This is a genomic window from Lysinibacillus sp. FSL K6-1151, assembly GCF_038630755.1.
Lineage (GTDB): Bacteria > Bacillota > Bacilli > Bacillales_A > Planococcaceae > Lysinibacillus > Lysinibacillus fusiformis_D.
The window spans coordinates 4,607,310-4,622,825 of the sequence record NZ_CP152040.1; the positions used below are offsets into that span (position 1 = coordinate 4,607,310).

The following is a 15,516-nucleotide window of genomic DNA, read 5'->3' on the forward strand; positions in this document are numbered from 1 at the left end:
CCTTATTTTCCGAAATTTCCACAAACTTATTCACAAATCAGTCTATGTTATCCACAACCTATTGTAACAAAGGAATGGCATGTATGGAAGAAGTGCCTTCTTCTCACGTTTACTTGTACAGAAATAGTATTCACAATTTTCTAGTTATCCACAATATTTCATAAAAGCCTTTCTTCATCCTCGCAAAAAAAACGATGGAGAATTGTTAGATCTCCATCGCTCTTCATATTCTTTACAATGTATTACCGTTTGTTAATGTTAGTGATAGCTCGACTAATTTACCTTGACGGTAAACTTTTAATGTTAGTTTATCACCAATTTTTTTCTCATTATATAAATGCTTGCGTAAATCAATAGTTGTTTCGATCTTTTGACCATCCATTTCCACAATAACATCATATTGTTGAACACCTGCTTTTGATGCAGCTGAGTTATTCATGACATCTGTTACAACAACACCTGTTGTCACCTCTGCAGGTAATTTTAATGTTTGTTGCTGATAGAATGATGGGACATCTGTTAGATCTGCTAGTGACACTCCCATTGTTGGACGTTTCATTTCACCATTTTTCTCTAATTCCTCGATAATTGGAATAGCTGAATTAATGGGAATAGAGAATCCTAAACCTTCCACGGAGGATTGAGCGATTTTCATGGAGTTAATCCCTACTAATTCTCCAGCTAAGTTGACAAGGGCTCCACCACTATTTCCTGGGTTAATCGCAGCATCTGTTTGTAATACTTCTTGTTGCCAATCTTCCGTACCATCACCATTTAAGTCTACTGGTACAGAACGGTCTTTCCCAGAAACTACACCTGTTGTAACTGAGCCGTAGAAATCTAAGCCAAGGGGATTCCCAATTGCAATAACTGTTTCGCCTTGTTTTAATACATCAGAATTACCGAATGTCGCAACTGTTTTTACATTTTTAGCGCTAATAGAAATAACAGCAAGGTCTGTCCAAACATCATGACCTACTAATTGAGCTGGTTCTTTCGTTCCGTCTGGCATTGTGACCTCTAACTGTTTTGCACCTTCAATCACATGGTTGTTTGTGACGATAAAGGCTTTATCTCCTTCAATTTTATAAACAACACCTGAACCGCTTCCTGCTTCTTTTGTCGTTGTTGATGGTGGACTCCAAAAACCTCCACTCGTTATTTCTTGAATATTCGTAATACCCACAACGGCTGCTGAAGCTTTATCTACTGCGGATGTCACATCGGTTGTTATCTCTGTCGCAACTTGGTTAATCGTTGTGTTATTTTTTCCTGTACCACTTGATGTTGTCCCAGGCATTTGATTGACTAGTCCAGGTAACATAAGCCATACAAGTAAAGCACCTATAATCACACCGATAAGACCACTAAAGAAATAGCCTCCCTTTCCTCCGCCACCGCCTTTCTTTTTATGCCGCTTGGCTTGCATTTCTTGCTCCTCACGCTCTAATCTTTCCTGAAGAGGTGATTTCGGTACTTCATCATTTTTTAAGAAATCACTGTTTTTATCATCATCTTGGAAATAACTCAAGTTCCTCATCCTTTCCTTTAGTGCTATTTGTTAATTGTTACCCTAATCTTACAATTCAAACATTAAAATCAGATGAAAAACAAATAAAATGGGCATAAAAATAGCTGCCCAAAGCATTTTTTTAAATGCCTTGAACAGCTCCAAGTTTTGCCTAAATAGCTTATGATTAAACCGTGACTAATTTTGTTGGTTCTTCTGCATCTGTATCAAAGAGATGAACATGCTCACCGACAAGGATGCCACAAGATTGCAAAGTTTGAGAGACACTCATGCGTGCCAACTCTTTCATATTATTATCTTTACTTAAATGCGAAAGATAAATATTGGTCGTCTTATCAAATACAACTTCACTCATTGCGATAGCTGCATCCTCATTAGACACATGTCCTACATCACTTAATATACGACGTTTAATGGACCAAGGATAACGTCCCATTTGAAGCATGTTGACATCATGATTACTTTCAAAAACAAAGGAATCTGCTCCACGGATAATCCCTTTCATACGATCACTGACATAGCCGGTATCTGTAATAATGACCAGCTTGCGATCATTCTCATGGAAAGTGTAGAACATTGGATCTGCTGCATCATGTGAAACGGCAAAGGACTCAACAGCTAAAGAACCAAAATACTTCACTGTATCCATTTCAAATTCAAAACGCTGTTCTACAGGAATATCACCAACTAGCCCATCCATTGCCTGCCATGTTTTGGCGTTTGCATAAATTGGTACACTATATTTTCGTGCCAGTACACCAATTCCCTTAATATGATCACTATGCTCATGTGTAACAAAAATGCCACTAAGCTGCTTCATATTACGGTCGATTTTTGTAAAGAGCTGCTCCATCTTTTTCCCACTAAGTCCCGCATCGACAATAAAAGCATGGTCGTCATTCTCTACATAAATCGAATTTCCTGTACTGCCACTTGCTAAAACACTAAATCGCATTATTCAACTCCCCAGTCTTCTTCTCCGCTCTCCTGCTTGTCCTCCTGGATTTCAATGACTTTACCTTCTACTGCATTGACAAAGTACTCCTCTTTTCCTCCATCAGGTAATTTCACTTGAACCTCCCACGTTGGCACCAGTACCTGTGTACGCGTTAATTTAACGAGCGTGGAGTAACCTAACTTCATTTGTGTAATGCGCGAGTCTGGTTTGAGCGGTCCTTTTGCATACAATGTTTGAATAATTTGAAGTGGTGGAATAACCGTTTCCTGCTGCTCCATTTCTTCAATATTATCAATCATTGTTTGTTCATACATTATTACTTCGTCATTTGTATTCCATTTTATTTTTAATGAACCATTATAATAGAACATTCGATTATTCGTCTTTTGGAAAAAAACAGCGACGCGTTCTTCTCGATCTATTTTCCATAAAGCATACGATGCTCCTTCATTGACATTGGCTAGAACAAAATCTGTAAAGCTTGCATCATCATTCACATTACGTAATTTAACAGGCTTCATGAAAATAGCACGAGCCTTTGTATTGTCATCCGTAGGGGTGACCTGTTGATTAGTATCTTTAAATTCAGCCTTTGTGAATTTATGTACTTGGGCTGTAATATAAGAGGCCGATTCAATATTATTTGGTAATGAGCCATACGTAATATTATCATCTTTTAAACGAGCTTCGATCGTTTTTTCACCAGGTACTTCAATATCTTTTGCTTCATTATAGCGATTTACATAAAGTGTATATAAGAAGATGTTGAGAATTAAAAAAACGAATATAAAAATAGATTTTGTTCTATTCCAATCCATTTTTAACACCTCCTAAAACTTCAGGCGTCAGTTTAATCCATGTACCATTACGAATAACAAACCAACAAGGTTCAAATGTAAAGATATTCAGTTCTTGATTTTGCGTTAAATAATAGCCCAATACAAGTTCCTCAATATCTGATAAGGCAATGTTATTAGCATTTTTTAATCTCTCAGCAATCTCTGTACCAGAAGGTAGTTCTTTAATTTCCTTCTCTGCTTCAATATCCATATCTAATGAAAAGTATGGACGCTTATAATGGAAAATCCGGCTATCTCCCCAAATTGTCGTCATTCGAGTAATGACATGATTGCTATAGACAGGTAAACCTTGTAAGTATAATTGATAATCCATTTGATTTTTATTGATGCTCGTTGAAGCATAACGAAAATCTGCTGTAAATCCTCCATGTTCATTGATAAATTCAAAGCTATCTTTAAGAAGCTTCGATGGCTCAATTCGTATACTGCTTTCTGCCGCTGGATAAACATAGTTTAATGATTTGAGATTTGTGTCTAATGTCATTAAGGACATACCATCTGTATATTTTTCAGAGGATGCACTTTCAACATTACGCTGGACAATATTTGGTTCTGGGAATAACACATTTTTAAATAATTCTGGTGTGATTTCTTCAATATAGTACGTAAATTTTACAGATTCCATTTTATTACTAGCTACATAAAGAGATGTCTGGCCTTCGCGCTCAACTTCTTTAAAAGCTTCATATTTTTTCGCAGGCTCTATGACTTCTTTGATAAACTGATTTACGTTTGGCACACTGACATGTGAACGGAATAATGATTGGTTATTGCTGCTAATATAATAAAGCATTAGATCCTTGCTATTATAATTACTCCAATCGATAATCATACGATTGAACGTTGTTTCGGGTAATTCCTTGTCCGTAAACTGAAAAATCGTGTTAAAGGCTGAAAACGGAATTTCACCAGTAAAGAAGATGGTCATCCGATTATCTGCACTAATAATTTGATTCACATAGTTTGGAGATAGATTATTGTTAACAGGTACTAGGTCAAGAATATTCCAGCCTTTAAAAGCCTTCATCATATCCTTCATTGCAGCATTAGATACTGTACCTGTAAATTCTTCATCGGAACGGAAAATAGCCTTGTACGGACGAATAATATCCTCCATATCCTTTTGTGGCTTAATGAGAATTTCCTCTCCTGTTGTTTTTTCAATAAATTTATAATCAGGTGTGTAGGTCCAAATCAAAAAAGTTAAGACCACACTTAACATGACAAGTAGAAATAATACAACAGATTTAACTGGCTCTATATATTTCATTCCCACTCACCTGCCTCACCAAATTCATCTGCATCATATGGTAATGTGAAGAAAATCGTTGTACCGTGTCCTTCCTCACTTTCAGCCCAAATCTTCCCACCGTGAGCTTCAATCATTTCCCGCGCAATAGCTAATCCTAAACCTGTTCCTCCCATAGAACGAGCACGTGCACGATCCACACGATAGAAACGATCGAAAATACGCCCTACATTTTCTTTAGGAATACCCATGCCATCATCAGAAATCATGACCTTCAGCATGTCCTCTTGTCCAGTAAAGCCAAAGCGAATATTACCGCCATCTGGTGAATATTTAATGGCATTCGAAATGATATTATCGATGACTTGTGTCACCTTATCCGTATCAATTTCTACATAGAAGGATGTTTCAGGGAATAATCGTTCAAACTGGACTTTATCCGATTTAGACATTTCAAATCGGTCGATAATACGGTTAAAGAATGAATTGAATAACACAATATCTTTATTCAACTCATAATCCGAACTATCCATTCTTGATAATTGTAATAAATCATTCACTAGACGAATCATTCGCTCTGTTTCGGTTTGTGTCACATTTAAAAATGTCGGAGCAATATTTTCATCTTTCCATGCCCCATCTGCTAGTGCCTCTAAATAACTATTCATCGTTGTTAACGGCGTTCTTAACTCATGTGATACATTCGATACAAATTCTCGACGATCCATTTCAATCTTTTCCTGCTCTGTTATATCGTGTAGTACAGTAATTAGACCGTTAATAAAACCAGTCTCTTTTTGAATAACAGAGAAATTAGCACGAAGTATATAAGGTGCATCGGCTGTACTAAAGTTTAAATTGATCGCATCATTCATATGAATTAAGTCTTCAAAGCCATATTCCTGATCAATTCCCAATACAGAGGCGATAGGACGCCCTAATGTAATATCTCTTGAAATATGCAGTAATTCTAGTGCAGGGTCATTAATCAGAATTATACGTCCTTTGCGATCGGTCGCGATAACGCCATCTGTCATATTAGTCAGAACCGAATCTAGCTTTCGACGTTCGGCTTCTGTTGTCGATTGTGCTTCTTGTAAACGATTGGTTAAATGATTAAAGGTAATGGCTAGCTGTCCTATTTCATCCGTACCGTATACTCGTACTTTCCGAGAATAGTTCCCCTTTGCCATCGCCTGAGCCTGCTTTCGCATATCAGCAATTGGCTGTGTAATCGTTCGTGCAACAAGAATACCTAAGAAGATGGTAATAACTAAGGACATAGCCGTACCACCAAGGAAAATTCGGTTAATGTCATTCATTTGTTCAAAAACGGATTCAATATTAGCTTCAATATAGAGAACACCGATAATTTCATCGTCTGGTCCTGCACCAGCTCTAATCGGATTCGCTAATACCCACACTCGATTTCTCGTTTTATTGTCTAGTTTAATGATGTCAAAGAGTGTTTCAGCAGATATGGCTCGACGCACTAGATCCGTATTAGAACGTTGTCCGATTAAATTTTGATTTTCAAGCTCCGATGTGGCAAGAATTCTTTGTCTATCATCAATAACACGAATTTCTAAAATATCTCCATTCGAAACATCCTTTAAACCAGTAGAAAACTCCATCACAATGGATTTTAGACTTTCTTCTAATTTAGGCATGCTTTCATCGCGTTCCTTTAATATTTCTTCACGAATACTATATTGCATCAAGTCGACACGCTGAAAAATGGAATCTTGGAAGTTGCTCTTCAAATTTCGTTCTAATTCACGAGCGAAATAGATACCGATAATTTGTAAGGCAAGCAATATTAATAAAATATAAATCAGCACTAGTTTGACATGAATGGATTTAAAGAAGCTCACTTTCTGCATTCCTATTACTCCTGTTCAGGATTTCGTAAATAATAACCTACACCACGTCGTGTGACGATCCAAGCGGGATGACTAGGATTATCCTCAATTTTTTCCCGTAAACGACGAATTGTTACGTCAACTGTTCGTACATCACCAAAGTAATCATAGCCCCATACTGTTTGTAGTAGGTGCTCTCGTGTCATGACCTGACCAATATGTTTTCCTAAATAATGAAGTAATTCAAATTCACGATGTGTCAGTTCAATTGCTTCATCACGCTTCATTACTAAATAAGCATCTGGTTGGATAACAAGAGATCCCACAACAATCTCATTAGACTCTTCCTCAGCCTCTTCTGCTGCAGGAGCAACAACTTGTAGACGGCGCATATTAGCCTTCACACGTGCAATCAGCTCTCTTGTACTAAATGGCTTTGTGACATAATCATCTGCGCCCATCTCTAATCCTAATACTTTATCAATCTCAGAGCCCTTAGCAGTTAGCATAATAATAGGGAAATCGTATTTTTTACGTACTTCTCTACACACTTCCATTCCATCGCGCTTTGGTAGCATGATATCTAAAAGCATTAAATCTGGTTGCTCTTCCTCTACTTTTTTTAATGCCTCATCACCATCATAAGCACAAATAACTTTATAGCCTTCTTTTATCAAATTAAATTGCAAAATATCTGCGATTGGTTTTTCATCGTCAACAACTAAAATGGTTTTGTTCATTCATTCTCTCCCTTTCGCTTTTTATCTATTCTTAAACAATGTGTATTTGTAAATTCACTACTCTTAACTCTATCATGCTTTCGAGTTCTATGCATTAATCGATATTCAATCCATCTTATACTGTGACAGAAAATGATATATTCCAACAATTATTTCTCGGGAAATAATTGAAAAAAGACAGCCCACCATTTGGACTGCCTTCTATTCCACATGTTTATCGACCTACATAAGATAACGGATTCTCTAATGAACCGTTCTTTTCAACTTCAAAGTGTAAATGTGTACCTGTCGAATTTCCAGTAGAACCCATTATTCCAATTACAGAACCCTTTTCCACTACTTGGCCCACTTCAACATTAATTGAAGATAGGTGCCCATAAAGTGTCGTATAGCCATTATTGTGATTGATAACAATGCGATTACCATAGCTGCCTGAAGTACCAGCTGCAACAACTACGCCATTATCAGCAGCTAAAATATTGTAGTTACTTGGACGAGCGATATCTATACCTCGATGGAAGGCTCCCCAACGTTCACCCATGCCACTTGAAATATAGCCTCCTACTGCTGGCCATGCAAATTCACCAGTTCCTCGTGAAGAAATTACCTTTGTACCAACTACTTCAATTTGATCTACTGGTTGTTGAATAACCTTTTCTGCTAATGCAACTTTTGAAGTTTGTGCTCCATTTTCAGACGTTAATGCATAGGTTGTTTCTTTTTTTCCATTAGCGCCTTCTTGTTTAATTACTTTTTCGCCTTTATACATTGTAGGGTCTTCTTTGACCACTTTTTTAAATGGAATTTCATCTGCAACTTTCTTTTCCTTTTTCACTTCAAGTGTTACAAACGGTTTTGCCACTGTAACATTTAGTGCTTGTCCAATTTGTAAAACTGTATCCACTGTAATGTCAGGATTCAATGCTAATAGTTCGCTTGTTGTTAAATTGTGTTTTTTAGCAACCGACCCTAACACATCACCTGATTGAATGTTATATGTCTCTTGCTCAAGATAGCCTGTCATTAAATATTTTACCGCTTGCTCAGGCGATACAATTTCAGTCGGTGTAACTTTTTGCGACAATCCCGAAACTCCCTGTTTAAACGAAATATCTAATAGACGAGATTCACCATTTTGTAATTCAGGTAAATTGTTAATAGCTTGCTGGGTTTCAGCAAGTTTATCTAATTCTTGCTGAGAAACATATTGTAGCTTTAACAATTGGACAGTCTTTTCATAAGCCTCTGTATTCTCTAATGATACAACCGGTTTATGATCAACTAATAATGTAAAAGCATCGGATTTTGCTACTAAAGATTGCTCAAGTTTGGATAACGTTTCCGCATCTTTTGTTTCATTCGCAAATACTTGCTCCGGGATTATTTTAACAGCTGAACTAGCATCAATCGATAATCCTTTGAATTGCTGACTCGCTACTTTTTCCTTTGAGGCAATAATTTCTTGAATAGCTTTCTCATCAGATACTGCACCAATATATTCATTTCCCACATAAACGTGGAAAATTTTATTTAAGTTTTCTTTATTATATTCCTTAGCAAAACCCATATTAATCGTTAGGCTGGTCATTAAAACTGCAACGATTGAAGCCTTTTTAAAAGAAGAAAAATTGTAGGTGAATCTATTGTTTTCTTCTTTTCTTTTCCAAAACGAATTCATCAATAAAGCCCCTTCCAACTTTACCCTATAGTAGGATGATTTACCCACAAGGATTTTTTGCACCCTTATAATTTACCATAAAGAAAATGGCGTTTGAATGATTTCACCCTTTTGTAATGTAAATGTATTATTTATCTACTAATTGTTACATAGAATAAATTTTATATAGTTAGTAATTACTGTATTTTTATTCATATATTAGGTTATAAAAAACACCTGCCTATAGAAGGATAAAATAAACTATATTGAGCCATTGGTATATTAATCTCTAAATTTTTTCAAGTGAATTTCGACTTAATACTTTTTACTTTTTTAATATTCCGATAAACTATAAAAGAAAATACATTATTTGATTGGAGCGATTAAATTGAGTGATTCACAAACCTCTGAGATCTCAACAAAAATGTTGAGAATGCAGAAAAATAATATGCGTAAAATTTTTCTTAGGATTATTATGGTTCCGCTAGGTGCAATAATAATGGCATTGGGCTTGGAGCTATTTTTAGTACCTAACCACATCATGGATGGAGGCATCGTAGGCGTTTCCATTATCACATCTCATTTATTAAATTTACCCCTTGGTATTTTCATCTTCATTTTAAACTTACCTTTTATTTTTTTAGGCTATAAACAAATTGGGAAAACCTTTGCTATTTCTACAGGGCTCGGTATTACTGTACTTTCGTTAGCAACACTTGCCTTACATAACATACATCCATTTACGGAAGACACACTATTGGCTACAGTTTTTGGTGGAATGATTTTAGGCGTTGGTGTCGGTATTGTCATTCGTTATGGTGGTTCATTGGATGGAACTGAAATATTAGCCATCTTATTTAATAGCAAGACACCGTTTTCAGTCGGGGAAATCATTATGATCTTCAACGTCATTATTTTTGCAGTGGCAGGTTTTGTTTTTAATTGGGAGCAGGCCATGTACTCCATCATTGCATACTATATTGCCTATAAAATGATTGATATTGTTATTCAAGGATTAGAAGAATCAAAATCGGTTTATATCATAAGTGATGAAATTGATGAAATTGGACAAACGATTATGGATCGACTTGGTCGTGGTGTTACCTTCCTTCATGGGGAGGGGGCTTATACGGGGAACGATAAGAAAGTTATCTTTACCGTTATTACTCGTTTAGAAGAAGCGAAGTTAAAATCAATTGTTGCAGAAATTGATGACAATGCATTTTTAGCCATCGGTAATATCGCCGAGGTAAAAGGCGGTCGCTTTAAGAAAAGGGATATTCACTAAAAATGGGCGTACCTCATATGGCACGCCCATTTCAATTTATTTTACTTTATTAGGCTTCCCAAACATCCACTAAAACATTTGTTTGCTCACGAGCAGGTCCCACTGAGAAAGTAGCAATTTGAATGCCAGTTAACTCACTGATGCGCTCTACATAGCGTCGTGCGTTTTCAGGTAGCTCTTCTAAAGTGCGGCAGCTCGTTACATCCTCTGACCAGCCTGGAAGCTCTTCATAGATCGGCTCACATTGTTCAATAATATGAAGATTTGCTGGATACTCCGTAATTGTTTCACCTTTATAGTTATATGCTGTACAGATTTTTACTGTTTCTAAACCAGATAAAACGTCAATAGAGTTAAGTGCAAGATGTGTAATTCCACTTACACGACGTGAATGACGAACAACGACTGTATCGAACCAACCTACACGACGTGGACGACCTGTTGTTGTACCGTATTCGCGACCAACCTCACGAATTTGTTGACCCACTTCATCAAATAATTCTGTTGGGAAAGGACCATCTCCTACACGAGATGTATAGGCCTTCGATACGCCAATAACACTTGTCACACGTGATGGACCAACACCTGCTCCAATCGCTACACCACCTGCAACTGGATTTGAAGATGTTACATATGGATACGTACCTTGATCGACATCAAGTAAAATTCCTTGTGCACCTTCAAACAACACTTTGCCGCCTTCATCAAGGACATCATTTAAGATTTTAGATGTATCTGCTACATATTTTGCGATTTCTTGTCCATAGCCATAGTATTCCTCGAAAATTTCTTCGAATGTTACGCCTTCAACTTCATAGAATTTCTCAAATAATTTATTTTTAATGGCTAAATTATGACGTAGTTTTTCTTCAAAGATTTCCTTATCAAGTAAATCAGCCATACGGATTCCAATACGCGCTACTTTATCTTGATAGCAAGGTCCAATCCCTTTACAAGTTGTGCCGATTTTATTATCGCCACGACTTTCTTCATCTGCAATATCTTGCTTAATATGATAAGGCAAAATAACATGTGCACGATTAGAAATACGTAGATTATCTGTATTAATGCCGCGCTCCTGTAAACCTTTAAGCTCTGTTACTAATGACTTTGGATTGACAACTAATCCATTACCAATTACTGAAGTTTTTTCTTTATAGAAGATCCCTGATGGAATTAAATGTAGTTTGTATGTTTCACCATCAATTTTAATGGTATGTCCTGCATTATCTCCACCTGCAAAGCGAGCGATTGCATCGGCTTTTTGCGAAAGGAAATCTGTAATTTTACCTTTCCCTTCGTCTCCCCACTGTGTTCCTACAACTACTACTGATGTCATAATCAGCACCTCCGTTAGATACCTTTGTATCTCAATTTTCAAGCCTCAATCATTGTAACAATGATAGAAACGCCCCGTCAATAAAAAACAGTGAAAAAACACGAACATAAAATCAAAAAATCTGATTCAACGTTCGTGTTTAATAACAGAATGATATGAATATTATCGAACATTCAGATTAATTTAATCTATGGGTAATATTGCATTACTTAAGAGGCAACTTATCTGAATAACGACTAATCACGTGGCGGTGGTGGTGGCATTTGAGACCAATCCACATTAATGAACTTATTGAATTCCTTTTTAAAGGCCAGTGTAACGGTTCCTGTTGGACCATTACGCTGTTTTGCAATAATAATTTCGATCATATTTTTACTCTCAGATTCTTTATCGTAATAGTCATCACGATATAAAAAGGCAACAATATCAGCATCTTGCTCAATACTTCCCGATTCACGTAAGTCACTCATCATTGGTCGTTTATCCTGTCGCTGCTCAACCCCACGAGATAGCTGTGATAGTGCAATAACAGGAACCTTTAATTCACGGGCTAGTCCCTTTAAGGAACGTGAAATCTCCGATACTTCTTGCTGACGGTTTTCTCCCGGTTTGCCACTACCTTGAATTAACTGTAAATAATCGATTAAGATCATTCCGAGTCCATTTTCCTGTGCTAAACGTCGACATTTCGCACGAATTTCATTGATTCGTACACCTGGTGTATCATCAATAAAAATTCCTGAATTCGATAAACTACCCATTGCCATAGTTAGTTTACCCCAATCATCCGTAGTTAAAGCACCTGTACGTAAAACTTGTGCATCAATATTGCCTTCTGCGCAAAGCATACGCATGACAAGTTGCTCTGCACCCATCTCTAAAGAAAATATTGCCACATTCTCACGCGCTTGTACGGCGACACTTTGCGCCACATTCAACGCAAAGGCCGTTTTCCCTACAGAAGGACGTGCTGCTACAATAATTAAATCATTGCGCTGGAAGCCCGCCGTAATATTGTCTAAATCACGGAAGCCTGTCGGTATACCCGTTACATCTCCCTTTTGTGATTGAAGTTTCTCAATATTATCGAATGTTTCCACTAGCACATCTTTAACATGCTTAAAGTCACCAGCATTCTTTCGATTGGCAACCTCCATCATTTTCTTCTCTGCTTCGCCTAATAATGCCTCTACCTCGTCCTCACGTGTGTAGCCGTCCTCAACGATTTTCGTAGCTACACGAATCAATCGACGTAATAGCGCCTTTTCCTCAACGATTTTGGCGTAATGTGCGACATTAGCAGCTGTAGGGACAGCATTGGCGAGCTCTAGTAAATAAGATAGCCCGCCAACATCTTCAATCTCTTTTTTAGCTGATAACTCTTCTGTAACTGTTACAACATCTATCGCTTTTCCTTGATCACTCAAGCGTAGCATCGTTTCGAAAATTTTCTTATGGGCATTTAAATAAAAATCATCCACCAATAAAATTTCTGATGCTGTTATTAACGCCTGTGGTTCAAGAAATATTGCACCGATAACCGATTGCTCCGCCTCCCGGTTATGCGGTGGAACGCGGTCCATCATCGGTTCACTCATGGATCGTCGCTCCTTATTCTTCCGTTACATGTACTTTTAACGTTGCTGATACTTCATGGTGCAATTTTACAGGAACATTTGTAAAGCCAAGAGCACGAATGCCATCAGGTAAAGTCATTTTACGTTTATCAATTTTAATGCCATGTACTTTTTGTAATGAATCAGCAATTTGCTTTGTTGATACTGAGCCGAATAAGCGGCCACCTTCACCTGATTTTGCTTTTACCTCAACTGTTAACGCTTCTAATTTCTCTTTTAATGCTTGTGCTTCAGCTAATTCAGCTGCTGCATTTTTAGCTTCTAATTTTTTTTGTCCATCTAATTGACTCAGTGCTTGAGCATTTGCTTCAGCAGCATAGCCATTTTTAATCAGGAAATTTTGTGCATAGCCATCAGCTACATTTTTAATTTCACCTTTTTTTCCTTTTCCTTTAACGTCTTTTAAAAATACTACTTTCATTAGTCAGAACTCCCTTCAAAGACCTCATTTATGGCCTCTTCTAAATGTTTTTTCACACCATCAATGGATTTAGCCTCTATTTGACAGGCAGCATTCGTTAAATGTCCACCGCCGCCAAGCCTTTCCATGATGAGCTGTACATTGACCTCCCCTAGAGATCGTGCACTTATACCAATTTTTCCATCTGCTCGATGTGCAATGACAAAGGATGCACTAACATCCTTCATGGTTAGTAAAATATCTGCTGTTTGTGCAATTAAAACAGAGTCATACACTTTCGATTCCTCTCCTACAGCAATAGCTACTCCAGGTTTTACAAATTGCACGGTTTGCACAATTTTGGAGCGCTCAATATAGGTGTCCACATCTTCTTTTAAAAGACGCTGCACCAATATTGTATCAGCACCATTCGTTCGTAAATAAGAAGCCGCTTCAAATGTACGTGCTCCTGTTCGAAGTGTAAAGCTTTTGGTATCGACAATAATGCCTGCCAGTAACGCAGTAGCCTCTAGCATATTGATCTTTGCACGCTTCGGCTGATATTCTAGTAACTCTGTCACTAACTCAGCCGTCGATGATGCATATGGTTCCATATAAACAAGTGTAGGATTTTCTATAAAGTCCTCACTTCGACGATGGTGGTCGATTACGACAACCTTTTCAGCTAGCTTCAATAAGTGTTCATCGATGACTAAATTCGGTTTATGAGTATCTACGATCACGAGCAATGATTTTTCTGTCATTTTCCCAGCAGCTTCCTCAGGTGTTAGGAAATTTTCATAGAAATCGGATTTACTCTCAATTTCATTCATGAGTCGTGTCACACTACCATTTAATTCATCAAAGTTTATAATGACATAGCCTTTTACATCATTCATCTGAGCCATTTTTCGTACACCGACAGATGCACCTATGGAATCCATATCAGGATTTTTATGTCCCATAACAAACACTTGGTCACTGTCTTGAATTAAATCACGCAATGCGTGTGAAATGACGCGAGCTCTAACTCGTGTACGCTTTTCAACTGGATTCGTTTTCCCACCGTAAAATTTAAGCTTTCCAGTAGGTTGTTTGATCGCCACTTGGTCACCGCCACGTCCTAATACAAGATCTAGACTCGATTGTGCCAATTCACCAAGCTCTACTAGTGATGATGATCCAGCCCCTACACCAATACTTAATGTTAATGATAAATTTTTCTGAGCTGTTTTTTCTCGAATAGTATCTAAAATAGCAAATTTTTTCTTTTCAAGCTCTGTTAAAATAGATTCGTTTAGTACCGCTAAAAAACGATCTGATGATATTCGTTTGACAAATACACCATGCTCAGCAGCCCATTCATTGACAATTGACGTAACCATCGTATTTGTTAAACTTCGTGGTTGGTCGTCCATAGCTTGTGTGATTTCATCATAATTGTCGACAAATAAGATAGCAATAACTGTACGATCTGCATAGTATTGCTTTTCAATGGCAATCTGTTCCGTTATATCAAAGAAGTATAGTAGTCGTTCCTCTTTTTTATAATACACACGATATTTCCGATCACTTAGTGTAATCGTAGCCTCGTTTGTTTCCTCGGTCTTCATTAATACATAGATGTCGTCAGATATATCGACAATACCTTCTCCCACTAATGATTCCATGTTTAAGATACCTTGCATATATGGATTCGACCATTCGATTTCATATTGCTCGTTAACGAGCAATATCCCGATAGGCATTTCAAGCAATGCCTCTTCGCCTACTTTTTTCATTCGGAAGGAAATGGATTCAATATGCTTTTCTGTTTCTTCAAAAGCAATTTTTTCTACCTTCCATGTGTAGGCCATTAATAAAATAAAACCTACCCCATAACCGATACCTATCCCGATATTCCAAATACATAGAAGCACGAACGTCACAATTCCAAATATGGAAAGAACAAAAAGCGGATAGCGAATTGGTCGTTTTCTAAAAGTCCCCATTACA

General features: G+C 37.3%; 12 protein-coding genes. 1 reads left to right on the forward strand and 11 read right to left on the reverse strand.

The features are described 5' to 3' along the window. Nucleotides 1-232 precede the first annotated feature (232 nt). The 7 genes from MHI04_RS22395 to MHI04_RS22425 all read right to left on the reverse strand — a co-directional run bounded on the left by MHI04_RS22395 (nucleotide 233) and on the right by MHI04_RS22425 (nucleotide 8,878). Nucleotides 233-1,531 (reverse strand): trypsin-like peptidase domain-containing protein, encoded by a 1,299-nt coding sequence (locus MHI04_RS22395; protein ID WP_036119381.1) that lies wholly within the window; start codon nucleotides 1,529-1,531, stop codon nucleotides 233-235. Nucleotides 1,532-1,697: 166 nt separating this feature from the next. Then, on the reverse strand, nucleotides 1,698-2,486 hold the full coding sequence (locus MHI04_RS22400; RefSeq protein WP_036119378.1) for an MBL fold metallo-hydrolase: 789 nt from the start codon (nucleotides 2,484-2,486) through the stop codon (nucleotides 1,698-1,700). Further along, the gene (yycI, locus tag MHI04_RS22405; RefSeq protein WP_036119375.1) at nucleotides 2,486-3,307 is read right to left on the reverse strand and encodes a two-component system regulatory protein YycI; all 822 of its coding nucleotides are present in this window, start codon (nucleotides 3,305-3,307) and stop codon (nucleotides 2,486-2,488) included. The genes MHI04_RS22400 and yycI overlap by 1 nt, the downstream gene beginning before the upstream one ends. Continuing rightward, nucleotides 3,294-4,619: a two-component system activity regulator YycH gene (yycH, locus tag MHI04_RS22410; protein ID WP_342535218.1), complete on the reverse strand. Its 1,326-nt coding sequence runs from the start codon at nucleotides 4,617-4,619 to the stop codon at nucleotides 3,294-3,296. The genes yycI and yycH overlap by 14 nt, the downstream gene beginning before the upstream one ends. Next, nucleotides 4,616-6,481: a cell wall metabolism sensor histidine kinase WalK gene (gene walK / locus MHI04_RS22415; RefSeq protein ID WP_058844079.1), complete on the reverse strand. Its 1,866-nt coding sequence runs from the start codon at nucleotides 6,479-6,481 to the stop codon at nucleotides 4,616-4,618. Before walK ends, yycH begins: the two co-directional genes overlap by 4 nt. Before the next feature lie 5 nt (nucleotides 6,482-6,486). Next, the gene (yycF, locus tag MHI04_RS22420) at nucleotides 6,487-7,200 is read right to left on the reverse strand and encodes a response regulator YycF (protein ID WP_036077923.1); all 714 of its coding nucleotides are present in this window, start codon (nucleotides 7,198-7,200) and stop codon (nucleotides 6,487-6,489) included. A 214-nt stretch (nucleotides 7,201-7,414) separates the two neighbouring features. After that, nucleotides 7,415-8,878, reverse strand: coding sequence for a M23 family metallopeptidase (locus MHI04_RS22425; RefSeq protein WP_058844077.1), 1,464 nt, complete (start codon nucleotides 8,876-8,878; stop codon nucleotides 7,415-7,417). A 403-nt stretch (nucleotides 8,879-9,281) separates the two neighbouring features. Here MHI04_RS22425 and MHI04_RS22430 point away from each other — a divergent pair, with 403 nt between their 5' ends. Continuing rightward, nucleotides 9,282-10,145: a YitT family protein gene (locus MHI04_RS22430; RefSeq protein ID WP_051891596.1), complete on the forward strand. Its 864-nt coding sequence runs from the start codon at nucleotides 9,282-9,284 to the stop codon at nucleotides 10,143-10,145. 49 nt (nucleotides 10,146-10,194) lie between these two features. Here MHI04_RS22430 and MHI04_RS22435 read toward each other — a convergent pair whose 3' ends face one another. From MHI04_RS22435 to MHI04_RS22450, 4 genes are all read right to left on the reverse strand, one after another. After that, entirely contained in the window at nucleotides 10,195-11,484 is a 1,290-nt protein-coding gene (locus MHI04_RS22435) for an adenylosuccinate synthase (RefSeq protein WP_036119360.1), read from the reverse strand. 236 nt (nucleotides 11,485-11,720) lie between these two features. Then, the gene (dnaB, locus tag MHI04_RS22440) at nucleotides 11,721-13,082 is read right to left on the reverse strand and encodes a replicative DNA helicase (RefSeq protein ID WP_036119357.1); all 1,362 of its coding nucleotides are present in this window, start codon (nucleotides 13,080-13,082) and stop codon (nucleotides 11,721-11,723) included. Between the two features lie 13 nt (nucleotides 13,083-13,095). Beyond that, nucleotides 13,096-13,542 (reverse strand): 50S ribosomal protein L9, encoded by a 447-nt coding sequence (gene rplI, locus MHI04_RS22445; protein ID WP_342535220.1) that lies wholly within the window; start codon nucleotides 13,540-13,542, stop codon nucleotides 13,096-13,098. After that, nucleotides 13,542-15,512: a DHH family phosphoesterase gene (locus MHI04_RS22450; RefSeq protein ID WP_036119352.1), complete on the reverse strand. Its 1,971-nt coding sequence runs from the start codon at nucleotides 15,510-15,512 to the stop codon at nucleotides 13,542-13,544. Before MHI04_RS22450 ends, rplI begins: the two co-directional genes overlap by 1 nt. Nucleotides 15,513-15,516: the final 4 nt, after the last annotated feature.